The 22,177-nt window shown below is 70.1% G+C and carries 17 protein-coding genes; 6 read left to right on the forward strand and 11 right to left on the reverse strand.

From position 1 onward, the window contains the following. Positions 1-19: 19 nt before the first annotated feature. The 3 genes from pepN to AB0M01_RS35375 all read left to right on the forward strand — a co-directional run bounded on the left by pepN (position 20) and on the right by AB0M01_RS35375 (position 4,807). Positions 20-2,485 carry an aminopeptidase N gene (pepN, locus tag AB0M01_RS35365; protein WP_363676862.1) on the forward strand — a complete coding sequence of 822 codons (2,466 nt, stop codon included), beginning with the start codon at positions 20-22 and terminating at the stop codon, positions 2,483-2,485. A 174-nt stretch (positions 2,486-2,659) separates the two neighbouring features. Continuing rightward, complete coding sequence (sepH, locus tag AB0M01_RS35370) at positions 2,660-4,204, forward strand: septation protein SepH (RefSeq protein ID WP_363676863.1); 1,545 nt, start codon at positions 2,660-2,662, stop codon at positions 4,202-4,204. 195 nt (positions 4,205-4,399) lie between these two features. Further along, positions 4,400-4,807: a hypothetical protein gene (locus AB0M01_RS35375; RefSeq protein WP_363676864.1), complete on the forward strand. Its 408-nt coding sequence runs from the start codon at positions 4,400-4,402 to the stop codon at positions 4,805-4,807. Here the strand turns inward: AB0M01_RS35375 and AB0M01_RS35380 are convergent, their stop codons facing one another. Then, positions 4,808-6,040, reverse strand: a complete 1,233-nt coding sequence (locus AB0M01_RS35380) for an erythromycin esterase family protein (RefSeq protein ID WP_363676865.1) — start codon at positions 6,038-6,040, stop codon at positions 4,808-4,810. 106 nt (positions 6,041-6,146) lie between these two features. Between AB0M01_RS35380 and AB0M01_RS35385 the strand changes: the two genes are divergently transcribed. Both AB0M01_RS35385 and AB0M01_RS35390 read left to right on the forward strand, forming a co-directional pair. Next, positions 6,147-10,025, forward strand: a complete 3,879-nt coding sequence (locus AB0M01_RS35385; RefSeq protein ID WP_363676866.1) for a glycosyl hydrolase family 28-related protein — start codon at positions 6,147-6,149, stop codon at positions 10,023-10,025. A 14-nt stretch (positions 10,026-10,039) separates the two neighbouring features. Then, positions 10,040-11,164 (forward strand): Gfo/Idh/MocA family oxidoreductase, encoded by a 1,125-nt coding sequence (locus AB0M01_RS35390; protein WP_363676867.1) that lies wholly within the window; start codon positions 10,040-10,042, stop codon positions 11,162-11,164. 119 nt (positions 11,165-11,283) lie between these two features. Here AB0M01_RS35390 and AB0M01_RS35395 read toward each other — a convergent pair whose 3' ends face one another. From AB0M01_RS35395 to AB0M01_RS35440, 10 genes are all read right to left on the reverse strand, one after another. Next, positions 11,284-11,850, reverse strand: a complete 567-nt coding sequence (locus tag AB0M01_RS35395) for a GNAT family protein (protein WP_363676868.1) — start codon at positions 11,848-11,850, stop codon at positions 11,284-11,286. A gap of 9 nt (positions 11,851-11,859) precedes the next feature. Then, positions 11,860-13,134, reverse strand: coding sequence for an ROK family transcriptional regulator (locus AB0M01_RS35400; protein WP_363676869.1), 1,275 nt, complete (start codon positions 13,132-13,134; stop codon positions 11,860-11,862). Positions 13,135-13,199: 65 nt separating this feature from the next. Next, on the reverse strand, positions 13,200-14,054 hold the full coding sequence (locus tag AB0M01_RS35405) for a TIM barrel protein (protein ID WP_363676870.1): 855 nt from the start codon (positions 14,052-14,054) through the stop codon (positions 13,200-13,202). Continuing rightward, entirely contained in the window at positions 14,051-15,316 is a 1,266-nt protein-coding gene (locus AB0M01_RS35410; RefSeq protein WP_363676871.1) for an enolase C-terminal domain-like protein, read from the reverse strand. Before AB0M01_RS35410 ends, AB0M01_RS35405 begins: the two co-directional genes overlap by 4 nt. Beyond that, a complete protein-coding gene (locus AB0M01_RS35415) occupies positions 15,317-16,195 on the reverse strand; it encodes an NAD(P)-dependent oxidoreductase (RefSeq protein WP_363676872.1) in 879 nt (292 codons plus the stop codon). It lies immediately after the preceding gene. Beyond that, complete coding sequence (locus AB0M01_RS35420) at positions 16,192-17,073, reverse strand: carbohydrate ABC transporter permease (protein ID WP_363676873.1); 882 nt, start codon at positions 17,071-17,073, stop codon at positions 16,192-16,194. Before AB0M01_RS35420 ends, AB0M01_RS35415 begins: the two co-directional genes overlap by 4 nt. Next, complete coding sequence (locus AB0M01_RS35425) at positions 17,070-17,990, reverse strand: sugar ABC transporter permease (protein WP_363676874.1); 921 nt, start codon at positions 17,988-17,990, stop codon at positions 17,070-17,072. Before AB0M01_RS35425 ends, AB0M01_RS35420 begins: the two co-directional genes overlap by 4 nt. A gap of 3 nt (positions 17,991-17,993) precedes the next feature. Further along, positions 17,994-19,373, reverse strand: coding sequence for an extracellular solute-binding protein (locus AB0M01_RS35430; RefSeq protein ID WP_363676875.1), 1,380 nt, complete (start codon positions 19,371-19,373; stop codon positions 17,994-17,996). 115 nt (positions 19,374-19,488) lie between these two features. Beyond that, positions 19,489-20,271, reverse strand: a complete 783-nt coding sequence (locus AB0M01_RS35435) for an alpha/beta hydrolase (RefSeq protein WP_363676876.1) — start codon at positions 20,269-20,271, stop codon at positions 19,489-19,491. A gap of 10 nt (positions 20,272-20,281) precedes the next feature. Next, the gene (locus AB0M01_RS35440) at positions 20,282-21,214 is read right to left on the reverse strand and encodes a dihydrodipicolinate synthase family protein (protein ID WP_363676877.1); all 933 of its coding nucleotides are present in this window, start codon (positions 21,212-21,214) and stop codon (positions 20,282-20,284) included. Between the two features lie 72 nt (positions 21,215-21,286). Between AB0M01_RS35440 and AB0M01_RS35445 the strand changes: the two genes are divergently transcribed. Next, a complete protein-coding gene (locus AB0M01_RS35445) occupies positions 21,287-22,171 on the forward strand; it encodes a LysR family transcriptional regulator (protein WP_363676878.1) in 885 nt (294 codons plus the stop codon). The last annotated feature ends 6 nt before the right edge of the window (positions 22,172-22,177 follow it).

The following is a 22,177-nucleotide window of genomic DNA, read 5'->3' on the forward strand; positions in this document are numbered from 1 at the left end:
GGCCGCATAGAGTGCCGACATGCCGAGTCTCACAGTCGACGGCGCCCTCACCCGGGCCGCCGCACTCACCGTCCACAGCTACGACGTCGATCTCGACCTGACCCGCGGCGACCGCGTGTTCGGGTCGACGACCCGGATCGCGTTCGGCGCGACCAGCGACAGCACGTGGCTGGACGTCCGGCCCGACGCGCTGCTCAAGGTGACGCTGAACGGCGCCGCGGTCGACGTCGCCGGGCTGTCCGACGGGCGGCTGGAGCTGACCGGGCTCGGCACGGACAACGAGCTGGTCGTCGAGGCGACGATGCTCTACTCCAACGACGGCGAGGGCCTGCACCGCAGCGTCGACGCGGCCGACGGCCTGGTCTACCTGTACGCGATGTCGTTCCTCGAGGCCGCCCCGCGGATCTTCGCCTGCTTCGACCAGCCCGACCTGAAGGCGCCGTACCGGATGACGGTCACCGCGCCGGCCGAGTGGGTCGTCCTCGGCAACGGCGCCGCCAAGCAGGTCTCCCCCGGCCGCTGGGAGCTGGCCGAGACCAAGCCGCTGTCGACGTACTTCGTGACGCTGGTCGCCGGTCCGTACCACCAGCTGCTCGACGAGCACGACGGCATCCCGCTCGGTGTCGTGGCCCGGCAGTCCCTGAAGGACGCGCTGGACCGCGAGGCCGCCGACATCTTCGAGGTCACCAAGCAGGCCTTCGACGAGTTCCACGCCCTGTTCGGCTACCGCTACCCGTTCGGCGAGTACCACCAGGCCTTCGTCCCGGAGTTCAACGCCGGCGCGATGGAGAACCCGGGCTGCGTGACGTTCCGCGACTCGATGGTCTTCCGCTCCGCCGCGACCGACTCCGAGCGCTCGAACCGGGCCCGGACGATCGTGCACGAGATGGCCCACCAGTGGTTCGGTGACACCGTCACGATGAAGTGGTGGAACGACCTGTGGCTGAACGAGTCGTTCGCCGAGTACATGGCGCACCGGGTCGCGACCAAGGCGACCAAGTACACCGACAACTGGATCGACTTCGCGTTCATCCGCCGCTGGTGGGGCCTGCAGGCCGACCAGCGCACCTCGACGCACCCGGTCGCCGCCGACCCGGGCAAGGACGCCGCCGCGTCGCTCGACGACTTCGACGGGATCTCGTACGCCAAGGGTGCCGCGGTGCTCAAGCAGCTGGCGGCGTACCTGGGTGACGACGTGTTCCTGGCCGGTGTCCGCGCGCATATCGAGGCCGCCGAGTTCGGCAACGCGACCTTCGCCGACCTGGTCGCGAAGTGGACCGACGCCGGCGCGGTCGGGCTCGAGGCCTGGGCGCAGGCCTGGCTGCGGACGCCCGGGCTGGACACGATCAGCGCCGAGCGAACCGACGGCGGCGTCGTGCTGCGCCGGGCCGCGCCCGCGCAGTACCCGGCCGACCGGCCGCACAAGTTCACGATCGGCGCGTACGACGCCGACGGGCAGCTGGTCGCCTCGGCGCCGGTGCTGCTCGACGCCGACGAGGTCACCGTCGAGCTCGACCTGACCGGCGCGGTCGTGATCGTGCCCGACTGCGCCGACGACACCTGGGCCAAGATCCGCCTCGACGCCGGCTCGCTGGAGCACCTGGCTGCCGTGCTGCCGCAGATCGAGGACGGTGTCACCCGCGCGGTCGTGCTGAACAGCCTGCGCGACGCGACCAACGACGCCGAGCTCGACCCGCGGACCGGGTTCGAGGCGGTCGTGGCGACGCTGCCGACCGAGACCAGCGACATCGCGGTCGGGTCGATGGTGGCCTGGGTGCAGACGCACCTGATGGGCGTCACGCTGCCGTACGAGGAGTACCGGGCGCGGCTGTCCGCCGTACTGACCGAGCGGCTCGGCACGGTCGAGGCCGGCAGCAGCGTCCAGCTGATGGTGCTGCGCGCCACGATCCGTACGACGGCCGACGCCGACCTGCTGCGCGGGTGGCTGGCCGGGACCGGCGTGCCGGACGGGATCACCGTCGACGCGGACCTGCGCTGGCTGATCACGCTGCAGCTCGCGCGGCTCGGCGCGATCGACGACGCCGGCATCGACGCCGAGCTGGGCCGCGACACCTCCTCGGAGGGTGTCGTGCACGCGACCCGTTGCCGCGCGGCGCTGCCGACGGCCGCGGCCAAGGAGCGCGCCTGGGCGCAGCTGATCACCGACGCCGACCTGTCGAACTACGAGCTGTACGCGGTGGCCGAGGGCTTCTGGCACCCGGGACAGTCCGAGCTGACCGCGCCGTACGTCGCCCGCTTCTTCGCCGAGATCGGCGGCACCGAGAAGCTGCGCTCGGGCTGGGTCGTGGCCCGCTCGGCGATGCTCGCGTTCCCGGCGTACGCCGTGGACGCGGCGACCGCCGAGCTGGCGGCCGGGCTGGTGGCCGACGAGTCCGTCTCGGCCGGGATCCGGCGCTCGGTGGGTGACCGCGTCGACGACCTGAACCGGGCGCTCGCGGTCCGGACGGCGTACCCGGTCGGCTGATCACAACGGGTTGTGACTAGTGTGACTGGTGTGACCAGAAGGACCCTGCTGAGCAGGCAAGATGTGATTTCGTGACGTAACCTCCACAATGACCGCCCGGCACGGCGCGCCGGTCTTGGTCAGGCAGCACGTCACGGGAGAGACTGTCGAGAACCGCACAGGAGAACATAGGCAATGCGCGAGGCGAGGCTCGTCGGTCTGAGCCAGGACGGCACCAAGCTCGTCCTGGCCGTGGCCGAGACGGGTGAGGAGTTCGCCGTCCCGGTCGACGACCGGTTGCGTGCGGCCCTGCGCGGCGACCGTGCCCGACTCGGCCAGCTGGAGATTCAAATGGAGAGCGCGCTGCGCCCACGAGACATCCAGGCTCGTATCCGCGCGGGCGAAAGTGTCGAAGCGGTCGCGGCGGTCGCGCAGATGCCGATGGAACGGGTGCTGGCCTTCGCCGGCCCCGTCCTGGCCGAGCGCGACCACGTGGCCAACCTCGCCCAGCGGGCCTCGGTCCGCCGCCGCGGTGGCGGCGACGCGCCGACCCGCAACCTCGGCGCCTGGGTGACCGAGCGGCTGCGGATCCGTGGCGTGGACCCCGGTGCCGCCGAGTGGGACGCTTGGCGGCGCGAGGACGGCCGCTGGGCCGTTCGCGTGTCGTACCCGGTCGCGGACGAGGACGAGAAGGTCGCCATGTTCGCCTACGACGCCCCGGGGCGGTACGCCGTACCGGACGACGACGAGGCGCGCTGGCTGGTCGGCGAGCAGGCGCAGGTGCTGCCGCCGCAGCAGCCCGAGCGGCGGCTGACCGCGGTCGCGGACATCGACCTGTCGCTGGCGCCGGACCATGGCGCGGACAGCTACGAGGCCGCCGGGTTCGAGGACACGGTGAACCTGACGCGCGCTCGCCAGCAGTACGCGCGGGACAACAACCCGCGGGACTTCGGTCAGGACATCGACCGCGACTTCGGGCGCGACCCGCAGCCGCCGATCCAGCAGCCGGTGCGCGAGCCGCAGCAGCCGGTCCGGCCGTACGCGCGGGAGAGCTTCACCGGCCGCGACAACGACCGCGGCCCGCGCCGGGTGCACTCGGTCCCGAGCCCGGACGAAGAGCCGACGCTGATCAACGTGCCGCTGGAGCCGCCGCCGGCGCTCCGCCCGACGGTGCGCGCGGTGGAGCGCCCGACGCCGCCGCCGGCGGAGACCGCTCCCCCGGAGGAGCGCGCTGCTGCGCCGGAGAACCGTTTCACCGAGCGGCGTACGCCGCCGCCTGAGGTGCGTCAGCCTGCGGAGGCTCCTGCTTCCGACCCTCGGCACCCAGAGCTTGATGACGAACCCAAGACCACCGACCCGCGGCACCCGGAACTGCAGCGGCCTGCCATTCCCAAGCCCTTCGACCCGCGTCGAGGCGCTCAGGAGAACCGCGTCAGTCAACCGACACTGCCTACACCGCAGGAGTCGGCCCCGCAGCAGCAGGCGCCGGAGCAGCGGGCCCCGCAGGAGTTGAGCCCGCAGCCCAGCGCTCCTCAGCAACCGGCTCCCGAGCCGAGGCCTGAGCAGCAGCCCACTCCGGAACCTTCTGTCTCCGAACCCGACGCTCCGGCAGCTTCCACCGAGGAGCAGCCGGCGACCGAGCCTGCCCCCGAGCCCAAGAAGAAGCCCGCCCGCCGTGGTTCCAAGCGGGCGAGCGTGCCGAGCTGGGACGAGATCATGTTCGGGAAGAAAGCCGACTGACCGTCCGTTCACGGACAGTCGTCTCAGATCGCGGTCGGTGTTTGGCCGATCGCGCAAGCTCTGCCATGATCGTCCGCATGCGTATCTCGCTGTGTTGTTGCTGTTGTTGTCGCTGACGCGCGCCGTCTGAGGCGCGCGAGGCCCTGTCCATCTCCAGGCCCGCCCGCCGACACCAGCACTCACAGGATTCCGCACATGCAGCTCAGCACTCTCGCCGACCTCCTCGCGTCCCGTGGCCTCCGGCTGCTCCCGGGCGCCCACGCCGTCCCGGTCGAGCTCCTGGTTCAGTTGCCTGACGCAACAATCGCCCAGTTCACCGCCCGCGGCCGCACGCTCCGCCTGCGCCAGTACGCCGCGACCGCGCTGACCACGATCGCGATCCCGACCGAGTGCGGCTGCGGCGACCACCACCCGCAGACCGGCCCGGACCGCGTCACGCTCAGCGCGTACGCCGTACCGCTGACCGAGCGCGTCATCGACGGCGAGCTGCTCTTCGGCTGGACCGGCCACGAGGCCGGCCTGCTCCGCCTGGCCGACGCCACGCCGTACTTCTTCGACCTGCTCGCGCAGCTCGAGGAGCGCGAGCTCGTCGGCGTCGCCTGATCAGAGCGGCCGCGACGGGCTGGTCGTCGTCACGTAGGCCAGTCCGTCGTACTCCTTCGGCAGCAGCGTCGGCGCGAACTGGTACTTGTAGGTCCAGCGCTGCACGAACGCCCCGAAGCTGCGGAACATCTGCGGCTCCTCCAGCCAGTTCTTGATCTCGGCCGGAGCCTCGGCGACGATGCGCAGGTCGAGGAAGTGGTCGCGCGGGTTGGCCGCCTCCAGCAGGCCTTCCAGCGAGCTGAAGCCGCCGCGCTCCAGCTTGTTCACCTCGACCGGTCCGTCCAGGTCGCCCTGCCACGGCCCCGGCCAGATCCGCCGGGCGCGGAACGCACCGGAGCCGCCCAGCAGCGCCACCGCGTAGTACGCCGATCCGTACCGCTCGCGCAGGTACTGGCCCATCGGCCGCAGCTCCGGTGACTGCCGGCAGGCGGCCAGGTGCCCGTTGTGCGCCCAGAGCACGGCCTTGATCTCGTTCCCGTGCAGGAACGCGCTCACCGCGTCGGCCATCGCGCGGTCCCGGACGGCGAACGTCGTCGCGCCGGCGTCCTTGTGCTCCTTCGACGCGCAGACCACGTCGGCCGCCCGGACGAGCTGCTCGGCCGCGACCAGTACGTCGTCCGGCGCGTCGTGCTTGGCCAGGAATCCGGCCAGCGCCTCGCACTCCCGGACCAGCGCGCGCTTCGGGTCCGGCTTGGCGCCCGGGCCGGCGTCGACCTCGGCCGCGATCCCCTCGTCGAACAGCTCCAGCCGCTCCGGGGCGCTCAGCTCCAGGTAGGTCCGGATCACGCGCAGCGCCGCCGAGCACTTCTGCGGGTCGACCCCGATGAACCGGATCTGCTCGTCGACGGGTTTGTCCGCGTTGTACTTGCGCATCCACTGGACCATGGCGACGATCTCTTCGGTCCGCCAGGTCCAGAACCCGAGGTCGCTGACCACTGTCGGCGCGTCGCCCGGGCCGCCCTGCACATAGGCGTCGACGGCGAGTGCGGCCGACTCGCTGGCTTCCATCACCAGCGCGCGGTACCCGAGCTCGGTGACCAGGAACTCCAGCAGCCGGTGCTTGAGCTGGAAGAACTCGCGCGTCCCGTGCGTGGACTCGCCGAGCCCGACCAGCCGGACGTCGGCCAGCACCTCCCGCAACGGCTCCAGGTCGTCGTACGACGACCCGGCCTCGACACCCGTCAGCGGCCACGCCGTCTGCTCCAGCCACTGCCGTACCCCAGGCTCACTCACCCCGGAAGCCTATCCAGCCGAGCGGCCGAACCAGCTCTTGAATAAGTAACACGCATGGTTTAACTTTCAGAACCTCTACTCCGGCCCGCCACCTGGAGGTCCCCTGATGACCGTACGACGACGTCTGCTCGCGGGGCTGCTGCCCGCGACGCTGCTGGCCGGAGCGCTGAGCACAGCGCCGGCCGCGGCCGCCACGATGTACCCGAGCGGTGTCGGCGCCGACCTCGGCGCCACCCCGACGACGCTCGGCGTCGCGCCCGCCGCGGGTGCCGACCCGGCCGGTCTGCAGACCGGGACCGAGCAGGGCCGCACGTACTGGCGCACCAACCAGGCCGCCGGGACCGACTGGTTCTCCTTCGACGTCGACCGCGACTACGTCGACGAGCTTCCGACCGACGACGTGGTCGTCACGGTCACCTATCTCGACTCGGGCACCGGGACGCTGCAGCTGAAGTACGACGCCGCGGCCGGCCCCGAGACCAGCGCCGAGGACGTCACGCTGAAGAACACCGGCCAGTGGCAGACCGGCACCTTCGCGCTCGCCGACATCGAGTTCGCCGACCGCCTCGGCGGCGCGGACCTGCGGCTGTCCGGCAGCGCCGACATCACCGTCGCTGGACTGCGGATCAGTACGGCGGGTGCGAGCGTCGCGCTCGGCGCGGCGCCGCTGGAGAGCGGGATCTCGGCGCGCGCAGGGGACCGCCCGGAGAACCTGAAGACCGGCGTACAGGACGGGCGCCCGTACTGGCAGACCGACCGGACCGCGCCCGCGCCGGGGACGAACTTCTTCTACATGAACGTCTCCGACACCTACCTGTACGACAACCGTGGGCTGGTGCTGGTCAGCATCGACTACTTCGACGAGGGCAACGGGCAGTTCGGGCTGCACTACGACTCCCCCGGTGAGACCATCCCGGAGAAGTTCAAGGGCTCCGAGGTGATCACGTGCGGCGACTCGAAGACCTGGAAGACGCACACGTTCGCGCTGCCGGACGCGGTGATGACGAACCGGTCGAACGGTGGCGACTTCCGGATCCACATCGGTGACGGCGCGGTCGACCTGAAGGTCGCGGCCGTGCGGGTCGCGAAGGTCGCCGGGGCGCTCGACGTGACCGAGGGCCTGAACGACCTGATCGACGAGGCGGCGCGCGTGCACAAGGCGGCGCGGGAAGGCGGTCGCGACGGGCAATACCCGACCGGCAGCCGGGCGACGCTACTCGCCGCGATCGACGACGCTCGCGCGGTCGCCGCGACGCCGGCCGTCACCGACGTACAGGTCAAGGCCGCGCTGCAGAGTCTGCAGACCAAGCTCGACGCGTTCACTGCGTCGGTCGTCGACACCAACTTCGCCGGCTCCGGTACGGCGACCGCCAGCGACGGCACCGGCGCGGCCAACGTGAATGACGGCAACCACCAGACCGCGTGGACGAGCGCCGACGGCGACGCCTGGCTGCAGCTCGACCTGCTCAAACCGCGCAACGTCAACGACGTCCGTGTCGAGTGGGCGCAGGCCTACTCCCCCGACTACACCGTCCAGGTCTCGAACGACGGGCGGCGGTTCACGACAGTAGGCCGGACCGGGTCGCCGGGCGCGAACCAGTTCAGCAAGACGCGCTTCGCGACGGTGAAGGCCCGGTACGTCCGGGTCGCGCTCTCCGGCTCTCCGGCGTACGTCGTCGAGGAGCTGCAGGTGCGCGAGTCGCCGGTCGTCGTACCGCAGCCGAAGCTGGTCCAGACCGTGAACCCGACCGAGGACGGCGTGGTCGCCGACTTCGACGCCACCCGGTACGGCGCCGACCGCAGCGGGCGCTCGGACTCGACCAAGAGCATTCAGAGAGCGCTCTACGCGTGTCAGGACGCGGGCGGCGGCACGGTCTGGCTGCCGCCGGGCAAGTACCTGGTCAAGGACACCCTCGAGGTGCACTCGTTCTGCACCCTGCGCGGCGACCGCCGCGACCCCGACCAGACGAAGACCAAGCACCTCGACTACGGCACCGTCGTGATCGCCGACCTCGCGCCGGGCGACGAAGGACCGAGTCTCTTCCGGGTCGGCGGCTCGGCCGGCGTGATCGGCGTGACCACCTGGTACCCGCGGCAGAGCGCAACCCAGCCGGTCCCGTACAACTACACGGTCGAGATCCCCGGCGGCGCCTGGATCGGGAACGAGAACTACATGATGGCGACCGTCCAGGACGTCACCCTGCTCAACTCGTACCGCGGGATCGGGATCAGCACGATGCCGAACGACCGCGGCAACGCGCCGAGCTCCGGCCAGGTGCACGAGTCCAGCACGATCCGGAACATCCGGGGAACCGCTCTCTTCGAGGGCGCCCGCGCCTACAACGGCGCCGACGTCGGCACCTGGGAGAACGTGGCCTTCAGCAACAGCTACTGGGCGCAGGCCCCGGCCGCGTTCAAGCCCCCGGCCCGCGGCGCCCTCGATGCCTGGACCCGTGCCAACGGCACCGGGCTGGTCCTCGGTGACCTCGAGTGGGACCAGTTCCACAAGATCGCGCTCTCCGACTACAAGGTCGGGATCCACGTGGTCGCCGGGCAGCGCGCGCAGTTCACCGGGAGCTTCCTGGAGCCGGACATCCGGCGTACGGGGACCGGCGTGCTGGTCGACGTGATGGACGACCGGTGGGGCATGACGCTGGCCGGTGGACATGTGGAAGGCAGCGCTCAGGCGATCCAGAACAACTCGCGGGGCTACGTGAAGATCACCGGGACGGAAACCCAGGGAGCGCTCTCCGGGATCATCCACCAGATGTCCGGCGCAGCGCCGACGTACACGCAGCAGCCGCTGCCCGCTCCGGCGCGCAGGAGCCTGACGGTCGTCGACGCGCCGCACGGCGTCGGTTACCTCCCGAGCGCTGACGCGACCAAGGCCGTGCAGAAGGCGCTCGACAAGGCCGGGCGCAGCGGTGGCGGCATCGTGTACCTGCCCGCGGGCTGGTACCGGATCAGCACCCACCTCAGCGTCCCCGCCAACGTCGAGCTGCGCGGCGCGTCCGCCGTACCGAACCGCGACCAGGGCGGGTCGTCGGGCGGAACCGTGTTGCACGCGTTCGAGGGTCGCGGCACCACCGCACCCGACACCGCGACCGCGCTCGTCACGCTGAACGGCAGCAAGGCCGGCGTCCGCGGGCTGCGCGTCTTCTACCCCGAGCAGAACCCGGGCACGCCCGAGGGGATCGTCGCCTACCCGTACGCCGTCCGCGGCAAGGGCAGCCACACCTACGTGATCAACGCCGGCTTCCCGAACGCCTGGAACGGGATCGACTTCACGACGTACCGCAACGACCACTTCGTGGTCCGGAAGGTCGCCGGGGCGTTCTTCGACCACGCGATCGCGGTCGGCCGGAGCGCCGGCGGGCGGATCGAGGGCGTGCTGTCGAACGGCAACGCGGTCACCCGGATCGGCTACCAGCAGCCGTACTGGATGAACGAGGGCAGCATCTTCGAGCTGGTGATCGACAAGTACATGCGCAAGCAGGCCAAGATCGTCACCGTCGACGGCGCGACCGGGCTGACCTTGTTCAACGTGTTCGCGTACGGGTTCCACGACGGGCTGGTCGTCAACAGCGGGCAGGTCGACGCCTACAACCTCGGCACCGACAACCTCGGGACCGACGGGTACACGGTGAAGGTGGTCGAGGGTGACGTCGAGGCGACCAACCTCGCCCGCTACAACGGCGCCACCAGCACCGGGCCGGTCACGTTGCACAACGTGATGGTGATCAACGTGGTCCAGCGGGCCGTGTCGGTCGCGGCCGACGGGAACGGGACGGTGAAGATCGCAGGCAACGAGTCCGAGCCGGGCACCTACGAGGTCGGCGCGCAGGTGACCGTGACGGCGGCGCCCGCATCGGATAACGTTTTCCAGAACTGGACCGTCGATGGTGAGGTGGTCTCGACCGATGCGTCGTACACCTTCACCGTCAGCGCGGACCAGATCCTGACCGCGCACTTCACCACCGAATAGCAGCAAGGAGCGAGATGGCTGACTCGACGACGCCGCACCAGGTCGCGATCGTGGGCTGCGGCATCATCGGACGCACCCACGCCGACACCGTCGCGGCCCGGCCCGACGCCACGGTCACCGCCCTGGTGGACGTGGACCCGGCCGCGGCCAAGGCCCTGGCCACCCGCCTCACCGAGGCCGGGCAGCCCGAGCCGAAGGTGTACGGCGACCTGGACGCGGCCGTCGCCGGGTCGGACATCTCGCTGGTGGCGGTGTGCGTGCCCAGCGGCACGCACGCCGCCGTCGCGGAGAAGGCGCTCGAGCACAAACTGCATGTGGTCGTCGAGAAGCCGCTCGACGTCGACCTCGCCAAGGGCCGCCGCCTCGGCGCGGCGGCAACGCGAGCGGCGAGCCACGGAGTGGTGTGCTCGGTGATCAGCCAGCACCGCTTCGACCCCGGCAGCGCGATCGTCGCGGAAGCGATCCGCGCCGGCCGCTTCGGCACGCTCACCTCGGCCACCGCAACAGTCGCCTGGTGGCGCAGCGACGAGTACTACGCCTCCGCCGGCTGGCGCGGCACCTGGGCCCAGGACGGCGGCGGCGCCTTGATGAACCAGGGCGTCCACACCCTCGACCTCCTCCTGTGGTTCATGGGCCGCCCGGTCACCATCCAGGCCCAGGCAATCCGCGCCGCCCACCACGCCATCGAAGTCGAGGACACCCTCGTCGCCACCTTCACCTTCGAGTCCGGCGCCGTAGCCACCCTCCACGCCACCACCGCGGCGTACCCCGGCGGCCGCACCCGCATCGCCGTCCACGGCACCGAAGGCGGCGCCGAGATAGAGGACGACGTCCTCCGCCGCTTCAACGCCGACGGCGCGAAGGAAGACCTCCCCGTCGCCGAGCAGTCCGCCTCCGACGCCAGCGTCCAGCAGCTGTCCATCGACGGCCACACCCGCCAGTACGCCGACATCCTCGGCGCCATCGACGCGGGCACCTCGGCCGGCATCACCATCCAGGACGGCATCGAAGCCCTGGCCGCCGTCCGCGCCGTCTACATCGCGTCGACCCTCCAGCGCCCGATCAAGTTCGAGGACGTGCTGGAAGGCCGGTACGACGACGTGGAGGTCTCGCGAGGCATCGGCCTCCCGCCGAAGTGAGCCGAAGGCGAACGAGCCCACCGGCGGCGTGAGCCGGAGGCGAACTGCCGGATCGGGGGCGGCCGGCCCTCATCCTCCGCCTTCCGCTCGCCCCGCCCCACAGGGGCGGGGCGAGCGGGTCAGTTCGGCGCTTCGCCCGGCGCGCGCTCGTTCAGGATGCGCTGGTACAGGTTGCTGTCGCGCCAGGCGCCATTGATGTGCAGGTAGTTCGGGGCGAAGCCGTACTGGGTGAAGCCGCATTTCTCCAGGACGCGCTGGGAGCGGTAGTTGTCGTGGTTGGTGCTGGCGGCGATGCGGTGCAGGAGCAGGACCTCGTCGGCCAGCGCGCAGACCGCGTTCAGGGCCGCCGTGGCGAGGCCCTTGCCGGCTTGGGCGACGTCGACCCAGTAGCCGATGTCGCCGTTGCGCCAGGCGCCGTGGACGATGTTCGACAACGTGGCCGTGCCGATCACCTGGTCGTCCTCGACCAGGACCCAGGGGACCACGTTGTCCTTCTCCAGCAGCGCCGCGAAGCGCTCGGCGTGGAAGCCGGCGTCGTACCAGGACTCCGCCCGCGCCGGTTCCCACGGGCCCAGTTGCTCTCGGCATCGGTCCTGGGCCTCGACGAACGACGCGGCGTCGTCGGGCCGCACCACCCGGAGTACGACGGTATCGGTCAGGGGCACGGTGAGGGCAGCGGAATCCACCCGCGCACCCTACTTCGGCAGCCGGCGCGCCTGGCTCGACCCACCGACCCGCGGGGTGAACGCGTCGTGGAAGATCGTCGACGCGGCGCCGACCGCGGCGGCGTCGGTCTGCAGCATCGACTCCTCGACGGCGACCGTCCGGGTGCCTTTCGCGATCGGGAAGGAATTCACCGCGGAGGAGATTTCCGAAATCAGCGTCGCCGCGATTTCCTTTTCGTACGCCGGACCGCCGAGAACGATCAGGTCGATATCCAGCAGGTCGACCAGCCCGACCGCACCCTGGGCAATCACCCCGGCCACCTGGGTGACCGCTTTGCGGGCCGCCTGGTCACCGTCGGCCGCGGCTTTGCAGACCGCTTTGTAGCGTTTCGCCTCGTCGGTCGCGGACGCGTCGGTCTCGACATATCCGAACCCGGCGGCGATCACCGGCAGCGACGCGGTCGGGTTGCACTCGGCCATCATCCGCGGCCCGCCCTCACCGTCCCACTCCCCCATCCGCAGCGCCGCCAGTTGCCCGAACTCGCCGGCGTTCGCGGTCAGCCCGCGGTAGATCGACCCGTTCAGGATCAGCCCGGACCCGACACCCGTCCCGAGGTACAAGTAAGCGAAGTCCCGCGCCCGCGCCGACCGCCCGATCCACCGCTCGCCGATCGCGGCCGCCGACCCGTCCTTCTCGACGAGCACCGGGTGGTTCAGCTTCTGCTGCAGCAACTGCCGGATCTCCAGCCCACGCCACGCAGGCTGCAGCGGCAGGTCGAGCAGCGTCCCGTCGGCGTTGATCGGCCCCGGTACGGCGACGCCGACGCCGAGCAGCGACGCGGTGTCGACCTGGCTGATGCTGATCGCCGCCGTCACGGTCGCCGCGACCAGGTCGACGAGCCGCTGGCCCTCGAGGTCGGCGGCCAGGTCGACGGTCTCGCGGCGCACGATGGTGCCGTCGAGGTCGACGACGGCGACGGTGAGCAGCTCGGGGTCGATGTGGATGCCGACGGCGTGGGCGGCGTTGGAGCGCAGCCGCACCGGCGTACGGGGTTTGCCGAGGCGTTCGGCACGCTCCTGGGCCTCCTCGACGAGCAGCCCCTGCTGCAGCAGCACGCGCAGGATCCGCGACACCGACTGCTGGGTCAGCCCGGTACGCCGGGAGATCTCGGTGCGGCTGATGATGCCGGCCACCCGGATCGTCTCGATGATCACGGCCTCGTTGAAGGACCCCAGGTCGTACTGGTTCGCACCCGAACGGGTCGGTTCGTCCAGGACCGCCGAGTCGCTGTCAGGCGCGACCATCGCCCACCTCCTGTGTCACTTTCTTCCCCGCCGGTGTCGAATTCTTTCTTCCCGGACCCACTCGATCAGCGCAGATCGTACCCCGCCGCTCGCGCGACGGCGGTGAGGTATTCGAGATTGTTCGCGGTCCTTTCCGCCAATGGCAGCACGGTGGAGAAATCCTCGACGGTGACCCACCCGTCGTAGTTGGCCCGAGCGAGCTGGGTGAACAATTCCGGCAGCGACGCTCGGCCTTCGCGCAGCGGTACCCATTTCGGCTCCCAGCGCAGCGTCCCGTCGCTTTCCACGGCGGCCAGGTGCCACGCGCAGTTCTTCACGTGCACGTGCGCGAGGTACTCGCCGAGCAGGTCGATCCCGTGGTCCTCCCAGCCCTCGATCACCAGGTTGCCCACGTCGTGGATCACCCCGACGTACGCCGGGTCGAGCCCGTCGAGCAGCCGCCGGGCCGCCGACGCGCTCGGCGTCAGCGTCGCATGATGGAGCTCGACCAACGCCTGTACGCCGTACCGTCGCGCTGTCTCCTCGACCCACACCCAGTGCTCCCGGCAGGCCGCGAACGCCTCCCGGTACGTCTGCCCCGGCTCGACAGCCAGGCCGGCGATCCGGACCCGCCCGGCGCCGAGCGCGGCCGTTGCCGCGAGCATCCGTTCGGCGTCGGCCCGCCGCGTCGGCGGCACGTACCCACCGAGCGCGGAGTACTCCAGCCCGGCACCGGCAGTGACGGCAGCGATCTCCTCCAGGCTGTCCTCGAGCCCGGTCAACGGCCAGGTCGCCCGATTCCCCGACCAGAACCCACTGCCTGACGACTCCTGGTCGGTGATCCGCCACTCGATCCCGTCCCACCCCTGCGCGGCCAGGATCTTGGCCGCCTCCGCAGGCGTCCACTCCGGCGTCGACGCGGTGAACACAGAGAACTTCACGGCGCTTCCAGCGCCCCGTCGATCCGCCGCACACCCGCTGCCCACTCGTCGTGCCCGGACAGCTCCGCCGGGTACCGCGCCGCGGCCGCCTCGTCGATCTCGATCCCCCACCCGGGCGCCTCGTTCGGCGTCAGCCACCCGTCCTTGATCCGCAGCGTCCCCGGAAACACCTCGTACGTCGCGTCGTTGTAGATGTGCCCTTCCTGAATCCCGAAGGCCACCGAGCTGACGTCCAGAGCAACGTTCGCCGCCGCACCGATCGGCGAAGTGTCGCCAGGCCCGTGCCAAGCCGTCTTCACCCCGCACAGCTCGGCCAGATCAGCCAGCTTCCGCGCCGGCGTCAATCCACCGATGTCCGACACGTGCGACCGGATGAAGTCCACCCCACCGTCACGCACCAGCCGTACGGCGTCGCCCATCGAAGTCGTCAACTCACCGACGGCCAACGGCACCGGCGACGCCGCCCGCACCTCCGGCAGCCGGTCCCAGTGCTCCGGCGCCAGCACGTCCTCCAGGAAGAACAGCCGGTACGGCTCCAGCGCCCGTGCCAGCAGCACCGCTTCCTTCGGCGTCAGCCGCGAGTGCGTGTCGTGCAGCAGCTCGATGTTGTCCGGCAACGACTGCCGCGCCGCCGCGAACAGATCCGGCGTCGTACGCAAGTAGTCCCGTGCCGACCACCCGTTGTGGTACGGCGAGTCCGGGTACAGCGTCGCGAGCCGCGGCGCGCCGTACCCGCCACCACCGGGCGTCGAGACCTGCAGCCGGATGTGCCGCCAGCCCTGCGCGACCAGCTCCTTCGCGTGCTCCAGACACTGCTCGATGTTGATGCCACTGGCATGGATGTAGGTGTCGGCCGCCGCGCGGACCTTGCCGCCGAGCAGCTCGTACACCGGCATCCCAGCGCGCTTCCCGGCGATGTCCCACAGCGCTTGATCGATCCCGGAGATCGCGTTGTTCGTCACCGGACCACCACGCCAGTAACCGGAGAAGCCGGCCAGCCGGGTGAGATCGCCGATGTCACCTGGGTAACGCCCGACCAGCAGCCGCGCGAGGTGCTCGTCGACGAAGGTCTGGACCGCCTTCCAGCGCTGCGTGAACGTCGCGCAGCCCAGCCCGTACAGGCCCGGCTCGGTGGTGTCGATCCGGACCACCACGAGCGGGATGCCCTGCGGTGCCGTCACGATCGCGCGAACGGAACGGATCCTGACGTCGTCGCGGACCGGCCAGGGCTGGGCGAAGGTGGCGAGCGTCTCCTGCGGCATTCAGGTCTCCAGTCGGTCGGTCGGAAGGTCCAGCTCGTGCCGGGCCCGGAAGCCGAGCACGGTCCGGGCGGCGGTCAGGTCGATCGGCACCTCGCGCCCGGCGAACCGGCGCAGCCGCGGCACGCCCGGCGCGAACGCGTCGAGCAGGTCGTCGGTCGCGAACGGCGCGTTCGTCGTCCCGGCCGCGACGAACAGCGTGTGCTGCCCGGTCAGCGCGGCGGTCAGCCCGAGCTCGATCGCGTACGCCGCGTCGCGGGTGTCGAGGTAGCTCCAGCCTTCCCGCATTCCGGCGGACGGGTTCGTCCGGAACCCGTCGGCCTGCCGGCGCAGCACCTCGGCGTTGTTCACGTGCGGGAACCGCAGCGACACCACGTCGATGTCCCAGTGCCGCCAGGCCATCCGGGCGGTGTTCTCGTCGTTCTGCTTGGACAGCGAGTACCAGTCGTCGACGTCGGCCGGGATCTTCTCGTCCAGCGGGAAGTACGCCGGCCGAACGTCGTGATGGTTCATCGGTACGCCGTACGCGTTGATGCTGCTGGCCACGACGGCCCGCTTGATCCCCAGCGCGCCCGCCTGGGCGAGCACGTTGAAGGTGGAGATCACGTTGCCGGTGTAGACGTCGTACGGCGTACCGGAGTCGCGGTGCGCCAGCGCGGCCAGGTGGACGACCAGGTCCACCCCGGCCAGCGCGTCGGCGACGTCGTCCTCGGACCGGGTGTCGCCGACGACGACCCGGTCGGCCTTCAGCTCCGGGTCGTCGACGATCGTGAGCGCGGTGACGAGCGCGCCCAGCTCGGTCAGGTGCCGGGTGGTGACGGACCCGATCCTTCCGGCCGCGCCCGTCACCAGCACCCGGCGCCCGTTCAGCGGTGAGCTCATTCCTTGATCCCTCCGGACATCCCGACCCCTCTCAGGAACTGTTTCTGGAACACCAGGAACAGCACCACCGGTACCAGAACGGCCAGGAACAATGCACTCATCTGCAGCGAGATCTCCGTGGTCTCCTGGACTCGCGGCAGCGCGACCGAGATCGGCTGCAGCCGCGGGTCGGGCAGCACCAGCAGCGGCCACAGGTAGTCCTTCCACGACCCGATCACCGTCAGCAACGCGACGACGCCGAGGATCGGCTTGGACAGCGGCACGATCAGCGCGGTGAACAGCCGCACGTTGCTCGCGCCGTCGATCCGGGCCGCCTCGATCAGCTCCCGCGGGATCGCGTCGAAGTAGCGCTTCATCACCAGGATGTTGAACGCGCCCGCGGCCTGCGGCAGCCAGACCGCCCAGAAGGTGTTCTGCAGGTTCACCCCGAGCACCGGCATCTTCAGGATGGTCAGGTAGAGCGGGACCAGCGAGATGACACCGGGCAGGAACAGCGTGGCCAGTACGGCGCCGGTGACGACCGGCCCCCACTTCGGGCGCAGCACGCTGAGCACGAAGGCGCCCGTCGTACAGACGAACAGGGTGGACAGCAGCGACCCGATCGCGATGATCGCGGTGTTGCCGAGGTACGAACCGATCTGGACCTTGGTCCAGGCGTTCGGCACGTTCGCCCACTGGATCCCGCTCGGCCACAGCTCCATCGGGCCCTGCAGGATGTCCTGGCTGGTCGACAGCCCGGACTTGAGCAGCCACAGCAGCGGTCCGACACCGGCGATCACGACACCGATGAACAGCAGGACCTGGACGGTCGGCAGACCGAAGCGGATCAGCGTCCGCTTGCGGTCCGCGACGGAGATGATGCCGCGTTCGTGGCTCATGTGGTGCTCCAACGGCGGGTGAGGAAGTGGTACACGACCGACAGCACGCACAGCACCCCGGCCAGCAGCACGCTCAGCGCGGTGGCGGCGCCGAAGTCGCCGTTGATGAACGCGTAGCGGTAGATCAGCAGCAGGATCGTGGTGGTCGCGTTGTCCGGACCGCCACCGGTGAACAGGAACGGCTCGGTGAAGACCTGGAACGTCCCGATCAGCTGCAGCAGCATCATGATCAGGATGATTCCGCGGATCTGCGGCAGCGTGACGTGCCAGACCCGCGACCAGATCCCGGCCCCGTCGAGCTCGGCGGCCTCGTACAGCTCGGTCCGGACGCCGGTGAGCGCGGCCAGGTAGATGATCGCGGTCGCGCCCGCGCCGGCCCAGGTCGCCTCCAGCACGATCGCCGGCATCGCCAGGCTCGGGGAGTTCAGCCAGGACAGTGGATCGATGCCGAACCAGCCGAGGATCGTGTTGAAGACGCCGGTCCCGCTCGGGTCGTAGAAGAACTTCCAGAGCAGGATCGCGGCCACCGGCGGGACGACCGCCGGCAGGTAGGACAGCACGTTGTAGAGCCAGCCGGTGCTGCGCAGCTCACTGATGAACACCGCGAGGAACAGCGGCACCGGGAATCCGAAGACCAGGGCCAGCGCCGCGAAGTACAGGGTGTTCAGCGTGGCCTGCGGCAGCTGGGGGTCGGTCAGGACGTAGCTGAAGTTCGACCACCCGACCCACTCGGGGGTGGTGACCAGGTTGTTCTTCTGGAAGCTGAGCACCAGGCCGCGCACGATCGGGCCCCAGGAGAAGTACAGGAAGACCAGCACCAGGGGCAGTGCGAAGACGATGGCGCTCAGCCCGCCGGAGCGGTACCAGGTCAGCAGACTCCGGCGGGACAGGGCGTTGGATCGCAGTGACAGGGACATGGGCTACCGGGCCAGACGGGCGTCGATCTTCGAGGCGGCGTCGGTCAGCAGTTTGTCGATGTCCGCGTCCTTCTTGGTCAGCACCTGCTGCACGACCGGGTCGAGCAGGGCGTAGACCTCCTGGCCCTTGTTCGACGGCTCGGGCAGCAGCTTGAGCGACTTGGTCGACTCGATGTAGCCCGCGAACTGGGCGACCGGCACGTTGTTGTACGGCTCGCGCCACTTGTTGTACTGGTCGTAGGTCTCCTGGCTCAGCGGCGTCACACCCGGCCGGCCGACGAAGCCCTTGTCGGCGATCGCGGTCTTGGCGTCCTCGACCGCGAGCTGCTCGTTGGTGTACTTGTCGAACTCGGTGGCCTTGATCCACTTCAGCGCCGCGACGATCTCGTTCTTGGACGCCTTCGGGTTGATCATCTTGATCGAGCCGCCGGTCAGCGTGCCGTGCGGGCCGCCGTCCTGCGGCAGCGCGCCGTGGCCGTAGTCGGCCGGCTTCATCCCGAAGTTCTTCACGCACATGTCGTAGGCGTCCGAGGCCTGCATGACCATGCCGATCTTGCCGGCCGCGAAGTCCTGCCGGATCTCCTCCTGGTTGTACAGGAAGTTGCTGCCCATCGTGTTGTCGGTCCAGCGCATGTCCTTGAGCAGCTGCAGCGCCTTCTTCGCCGGGGCGTCGTTGAAGGTGCTCTTCTTGCCGTCGTCGGACTGGACGGTGCCGCCCATGCTGTAGGTCATCGTGGTCAGCATCCAGCCGCCGGTGTTGTCCTTGGTCAGCTGCGCGTAGCCGGCCTTGCCGGTCTTTTCGTGGATCTGCTTGGCGTACTGGCGGACCTCGTCCCAGCTCGTCGGCGGCTTGTCCGGGTCCAGTCCGGCCTGCTTGAACAGGGCCCGGTTGTAGGCCAGTCCGACCGAGAAGGCCTCGAAGGGTACGCCGTAGATCCGGCCGTTGGCGTCCTGGACGAGCTTCAGCGTCTGCGGGTTCAGGTCCTTGGTCAGGTCGACCAGCTTGAGCTCGTCGGTGATGTCCGGCAACTGCTTGTTCGGGATCATGTTCAGCGGCTCGGTGAAGCTGATGCTCATCACGGTCGGCAGCGACCCGCCGGCCACCTGGGCCTGGAAGGTCTGCGCGTCCCACTCGGTCTCGGTGGCGTTGATCGTGATGTTCGGGTTCTTGTCCGTGAACGCCTTGATCTTGCGCTCGAACGACGCGACGTCGGCCGGCTTGTCCGGCTTGGGCTTGTTGCCGACGGTGATCGTCACCGGGGCGTTCTGGTCGATCGCGCCACCGCTGTCCGCGGCCGGCGTCGTACCGTCCGCGCAGGCTGCCGCCGTCAGCAGCAGGGCCGCGGAGGCGCAGGCCGCGACGTACCTTGCCGTTCTCGTCATCGGAACTCCTCAGGGGGTGTGGGCTGGGCCACATCAGGTCCAATTCCGAGTAAGTTAAACCATGCGTGTTACTTTATCAACGCCTGATCCGGTCACGGTTGGGATTCGGGGTGGATCAGTGGTCGAGGGCGCCCATCGGCATGAACTTGGGGGTCTGCCGGTTGGCCAGGAAGTCGATCAGCAGCTGGTTGACGATGCCCGACTTCTCCAGCGGCAGCCCGTGCGAAGCCCCCGGTACGACGGCCAGCTGCGCCTGCGGCAGCGCCTTCGCGATCTCCAGGCTGTGCTCGATCCGGACGCCGTCGTCGTCGCCCTGCATCACCAGAACGGGCATCGTCAGCCGCTCGCTCAGCTCACCGAGATCGAGGTCCGGCAGCGTGCGCCACATCTCGACCCACTTCGCGAACACCACGTCGAAGTGGCCCGGCCCGTCCGGCGCCAGCGGCTCGTACTGCGCACGGAACGCGGTCGCCAGTTGCTCGAGGCCCGCATCGGTCATCAGCTCGGCGGCCGCGGGCGTCTGCCCGGCCATCGTGAGCTCGGCGCCGATCAGCACCAGCTTGCGGACCAGCTCCGGGTGCGCGAGCGCGAACCAAGCGCCGACCTTGCCGCCGTCGCTCCAGCCGACGATCCGCGCCGGCCCGATCTCGAGCCGCTCGACGAACGCCGCGAGATCGGCGGCGTACAGCTCCATCGAGACCGGGCCGTCGACGTCCGGGGTGCGGCCGTGGCCGCGGCGCTCGGGGACGATCACGGTGTAGTGCTGCGCGAGCGCGTCGATCTGCGCGACCCAGGTGTCGCCGGCGACGCCGCCGCCGTGCAGGAGAAGGACGGGCTCGCCTTCGCCCGCGACCTCGAACCAGGTCAGCACTCCCCCGGCTTCGACGTACTGGCCCACAGTCAGCTCCTCAGGTCGCGGACACGCTCACTTCATCTTCGACCAGCGCGGAGGTCAGGTGGACAGTGGGCTCCTCCGCCGCCAGCAGGCTCGCCGCAACGGCCCGTTCGGTGGAGGTGCGAGCGGCGGCGAGGAGCGGCAGCCGGACGTCCGGTGTCGGGATCTCGCCGCGGGCGTGCAGGACGGCTTTGATCACCGTCGGGTTCGGCTCGGCGAACAAGGCCTTGGAGAGGCGCACCAGCTCGAGTCCCAGCCGCCGCCCAGTCGTCACGTCACCGCGACGCCAAGCCTCGACGAGCTCGACGAACTTCCGCGTCTCCAGATGAGCCGAGGCGAGGATCCCGCCGTGCGCACCCAGCGCGAGCATCGGCGCGATGAACGGATCATCGCCACCCAGTACGGAGAACCCCTCCGGCAGACCGCCGCTCAGGAACAGCATCGTCTCGTCGTCGATCCCGCCGGCGGCGTACTTGATCCCGGCAACGTTCGGCAGCTCGGCGATCCTGCGCAGGGTTTCGGCGCTCAGCTGCTGCCCAGTTCGGTACGGCACGTGGTAAACGATCACCGGCACCGGACTCTCCAGCTGCCGGAAGTACTCCAGCACCCCCGCCTCACCGGGCCGCACGAACGGCGGTACGAGGGTCAGCGCCGCCACACCGCGTGCCCCCGCTGCCTCTGCGGCCCCCGCGACCAACTCCGGGTCGTTGCCTCCGACAACCAGCGTTGCGCTCCGCGCCGCGCACACCCGCCCGATCGTCTCCACCACCAACCGCCGCTCGTCCGCCGTCAAACTCCCCGGCTCCCCCGTCGTCCCGAGCGCGACGATCCCGCTCGCCCCCTCGTCGAGCACCCGCTCCGCGAGCCCTTCCAACGCCTCCACCGCCACTCCCCCGTCCCGTCCGAACGGAGTGATCAACGGCACCAGCACACCAGTCGGCTTCATACGGTCTACCCTCAGCCGCCGCGACGCGTAAGGTCCAGTTCAGTCTTCCACCACTGTGTTTAAGCTGACCTTATGCTCGACGTACGCCGCCTCCGCCTGCTCCGCGATCTCGCCCACCTCGGCACCATCACCGCGGTCGCCGAAGCCCACACGTACACCGCGTCCGCGGTCTCCCAGCAGCTCACCGCCCTCGAACGCGAAGCCGGCACCCCGCTGCTCGAACGCACCGGCCGCCGCGTCCGCCTCACCGCCGCCGGCGCCCGCCTCGTCGAGCACGCCGAGAAGATCCTCACCACCCTCGAGCAGGCCGAGGCCGACCTCGCCGCCCCGGATCTCACCGGGCCGCTCCGCATCGGCGCCTTCCCCACCGCCGTCCGCGCCCTCCTCCCGAGCACCCTGGTCCGCCTGGCCCGCGACCACCCGCGCCTCGACCTCACTGTCACCGAGCTCGACCCGGCCCAAGCCCCGCAGCAACTCCTCAAGTCCCAACTCGATGTTGCCTTGGTCAACGACTACGACGTCCTGCCCGACCCCGCCTTGGACACCGTCGAGACAGTTCCCCTGGTCGAAGAGACGGTCTACCTGGCAATGCCGTCAGCAGTCCCCCACGAGCCCGACCAGCCGCCCGAACCCGCGGTTGCCAGTGCTCGCGATGCCGTCTGGATCGCCGGATCACCCGGCACCGCCTGCCGCGCCCTCACCATGCACGTCTGCCAGGCCGCCGGCTACACCCCGCGCATCCGCCACACCGCCGACGACTTCGACGCCGTCCTCGCGCTCGTCGCCGCCGGCCAAGGCGTCTCCCTCGTCCCACAGCTCGCCGCCGGTTCACCACCACCCGGCGTCTCCCTGCTTCCTCTGACCGTCCGCCGCAGGACGAGCGCCGCCTACCGCAAAGGCGCCGCCAAGCACCCGGCGATCGCCGCCTTCGTCGACGCCGTCCGAGACGCGGTGTGAACGCCG

The organism is Kribbella sp. NPDC051770 (assembly GCF_040681455.1).
Lineage (GTDB): Bacteria > Actinomycetota > Actinomycetes > Propionibacteriales > Kribbellaceae > Kribbella.

Coding starts and splice junctions, on each gene's coding strand:
- AB0M01_RS35400 (WP_363676869.1), bottom strand. CDS start 13,134: ATGGTCGCGCCTGACAGCGACTCGGCGGTCCTGGACGAACCGACCCGT.
- sepH (WP_363676863.1), top strand. CDS start 2,660: ATGCGCGAGGCGAGGCTCGTCGGTCTGAGCCAGGACGGCACCAAGCTC.
- AB0M01_RS35390 (WP_363676867.1), top strand. CDS start 10,040: ATGGCTGACTCGACGACGCCGCACCAGGTCGCGATCGTGGGCTGCGGC.
- AB0M01_RS35385 (WP_363676866.1), top strand. CDS start 6,147: ATGACCGTACGACGACGTCTGCTCGCGGGGCTGCTGCCCGCGACGCTG.
- AB0M01_RS35440 (WP_363676877.1), bottom strand. CDS start 21,214: ATGAAGCCGACTGGTGTGCTGGTGCCGTTGATCACTCCGTTCGGACGG.
- AB0M01_RS35375 (WP_363676864.1), top strand. CDS start 4,400: ATGCAGCTCAGCACTCTCGCCGACCTCCTCGCGTCCCGTGGCCTCCGG.
- AB0M01_RS35430 (WP_363676875.1), bottom strand. CDS start 19,373: ATGACGAGAACGGCAAGGTACGTCGCGGCCTGCGCCTCCGCGGCCCTG.
- pepN (WP_363676862.1), top strand. CDS start 20: ATGCCGAGTCTCACAGTCGACGGCGCCCTCACCCGGGCCGCCGCACTC.
- AB0M01_RS35410 (WP_363676871.1), bottom strand. CDS start 15,316: ATGCCGCAGGAGACGCTCGCCACCTTCGCCCAGCCCTGGCCGGTCCGC.
- AB0M01_RS35445 (WP_363676878.1), top strand. CDS start 21,287: ATGCTCGACGTACGCCGCCTCCGCCTGCTCCGCGATCTCGCCCACCTC.
- AB0M01_RS35415 (WP_363676872.1), bottom strand. CDS start 16,195: ATGAGCTCACCGCTGAACGGGCGCCGGGTGCTGGTGACGGGCGCGGCC.
- AB0M01_RS35425 (WP_363676874.1), bottom strand. CDS start 17,990: ATGTCCCTGTCACTGCGATCCAACGCCCTGTCCCGCCGGAGTCTGCTG.
- AB0M01_RS35420 (WP_363676873.1), bottom strand. CDS start 17,073: ATGAGCCACGAACGCGGCATCATCTCCGTCGCGGACCGCAAGCGGACG.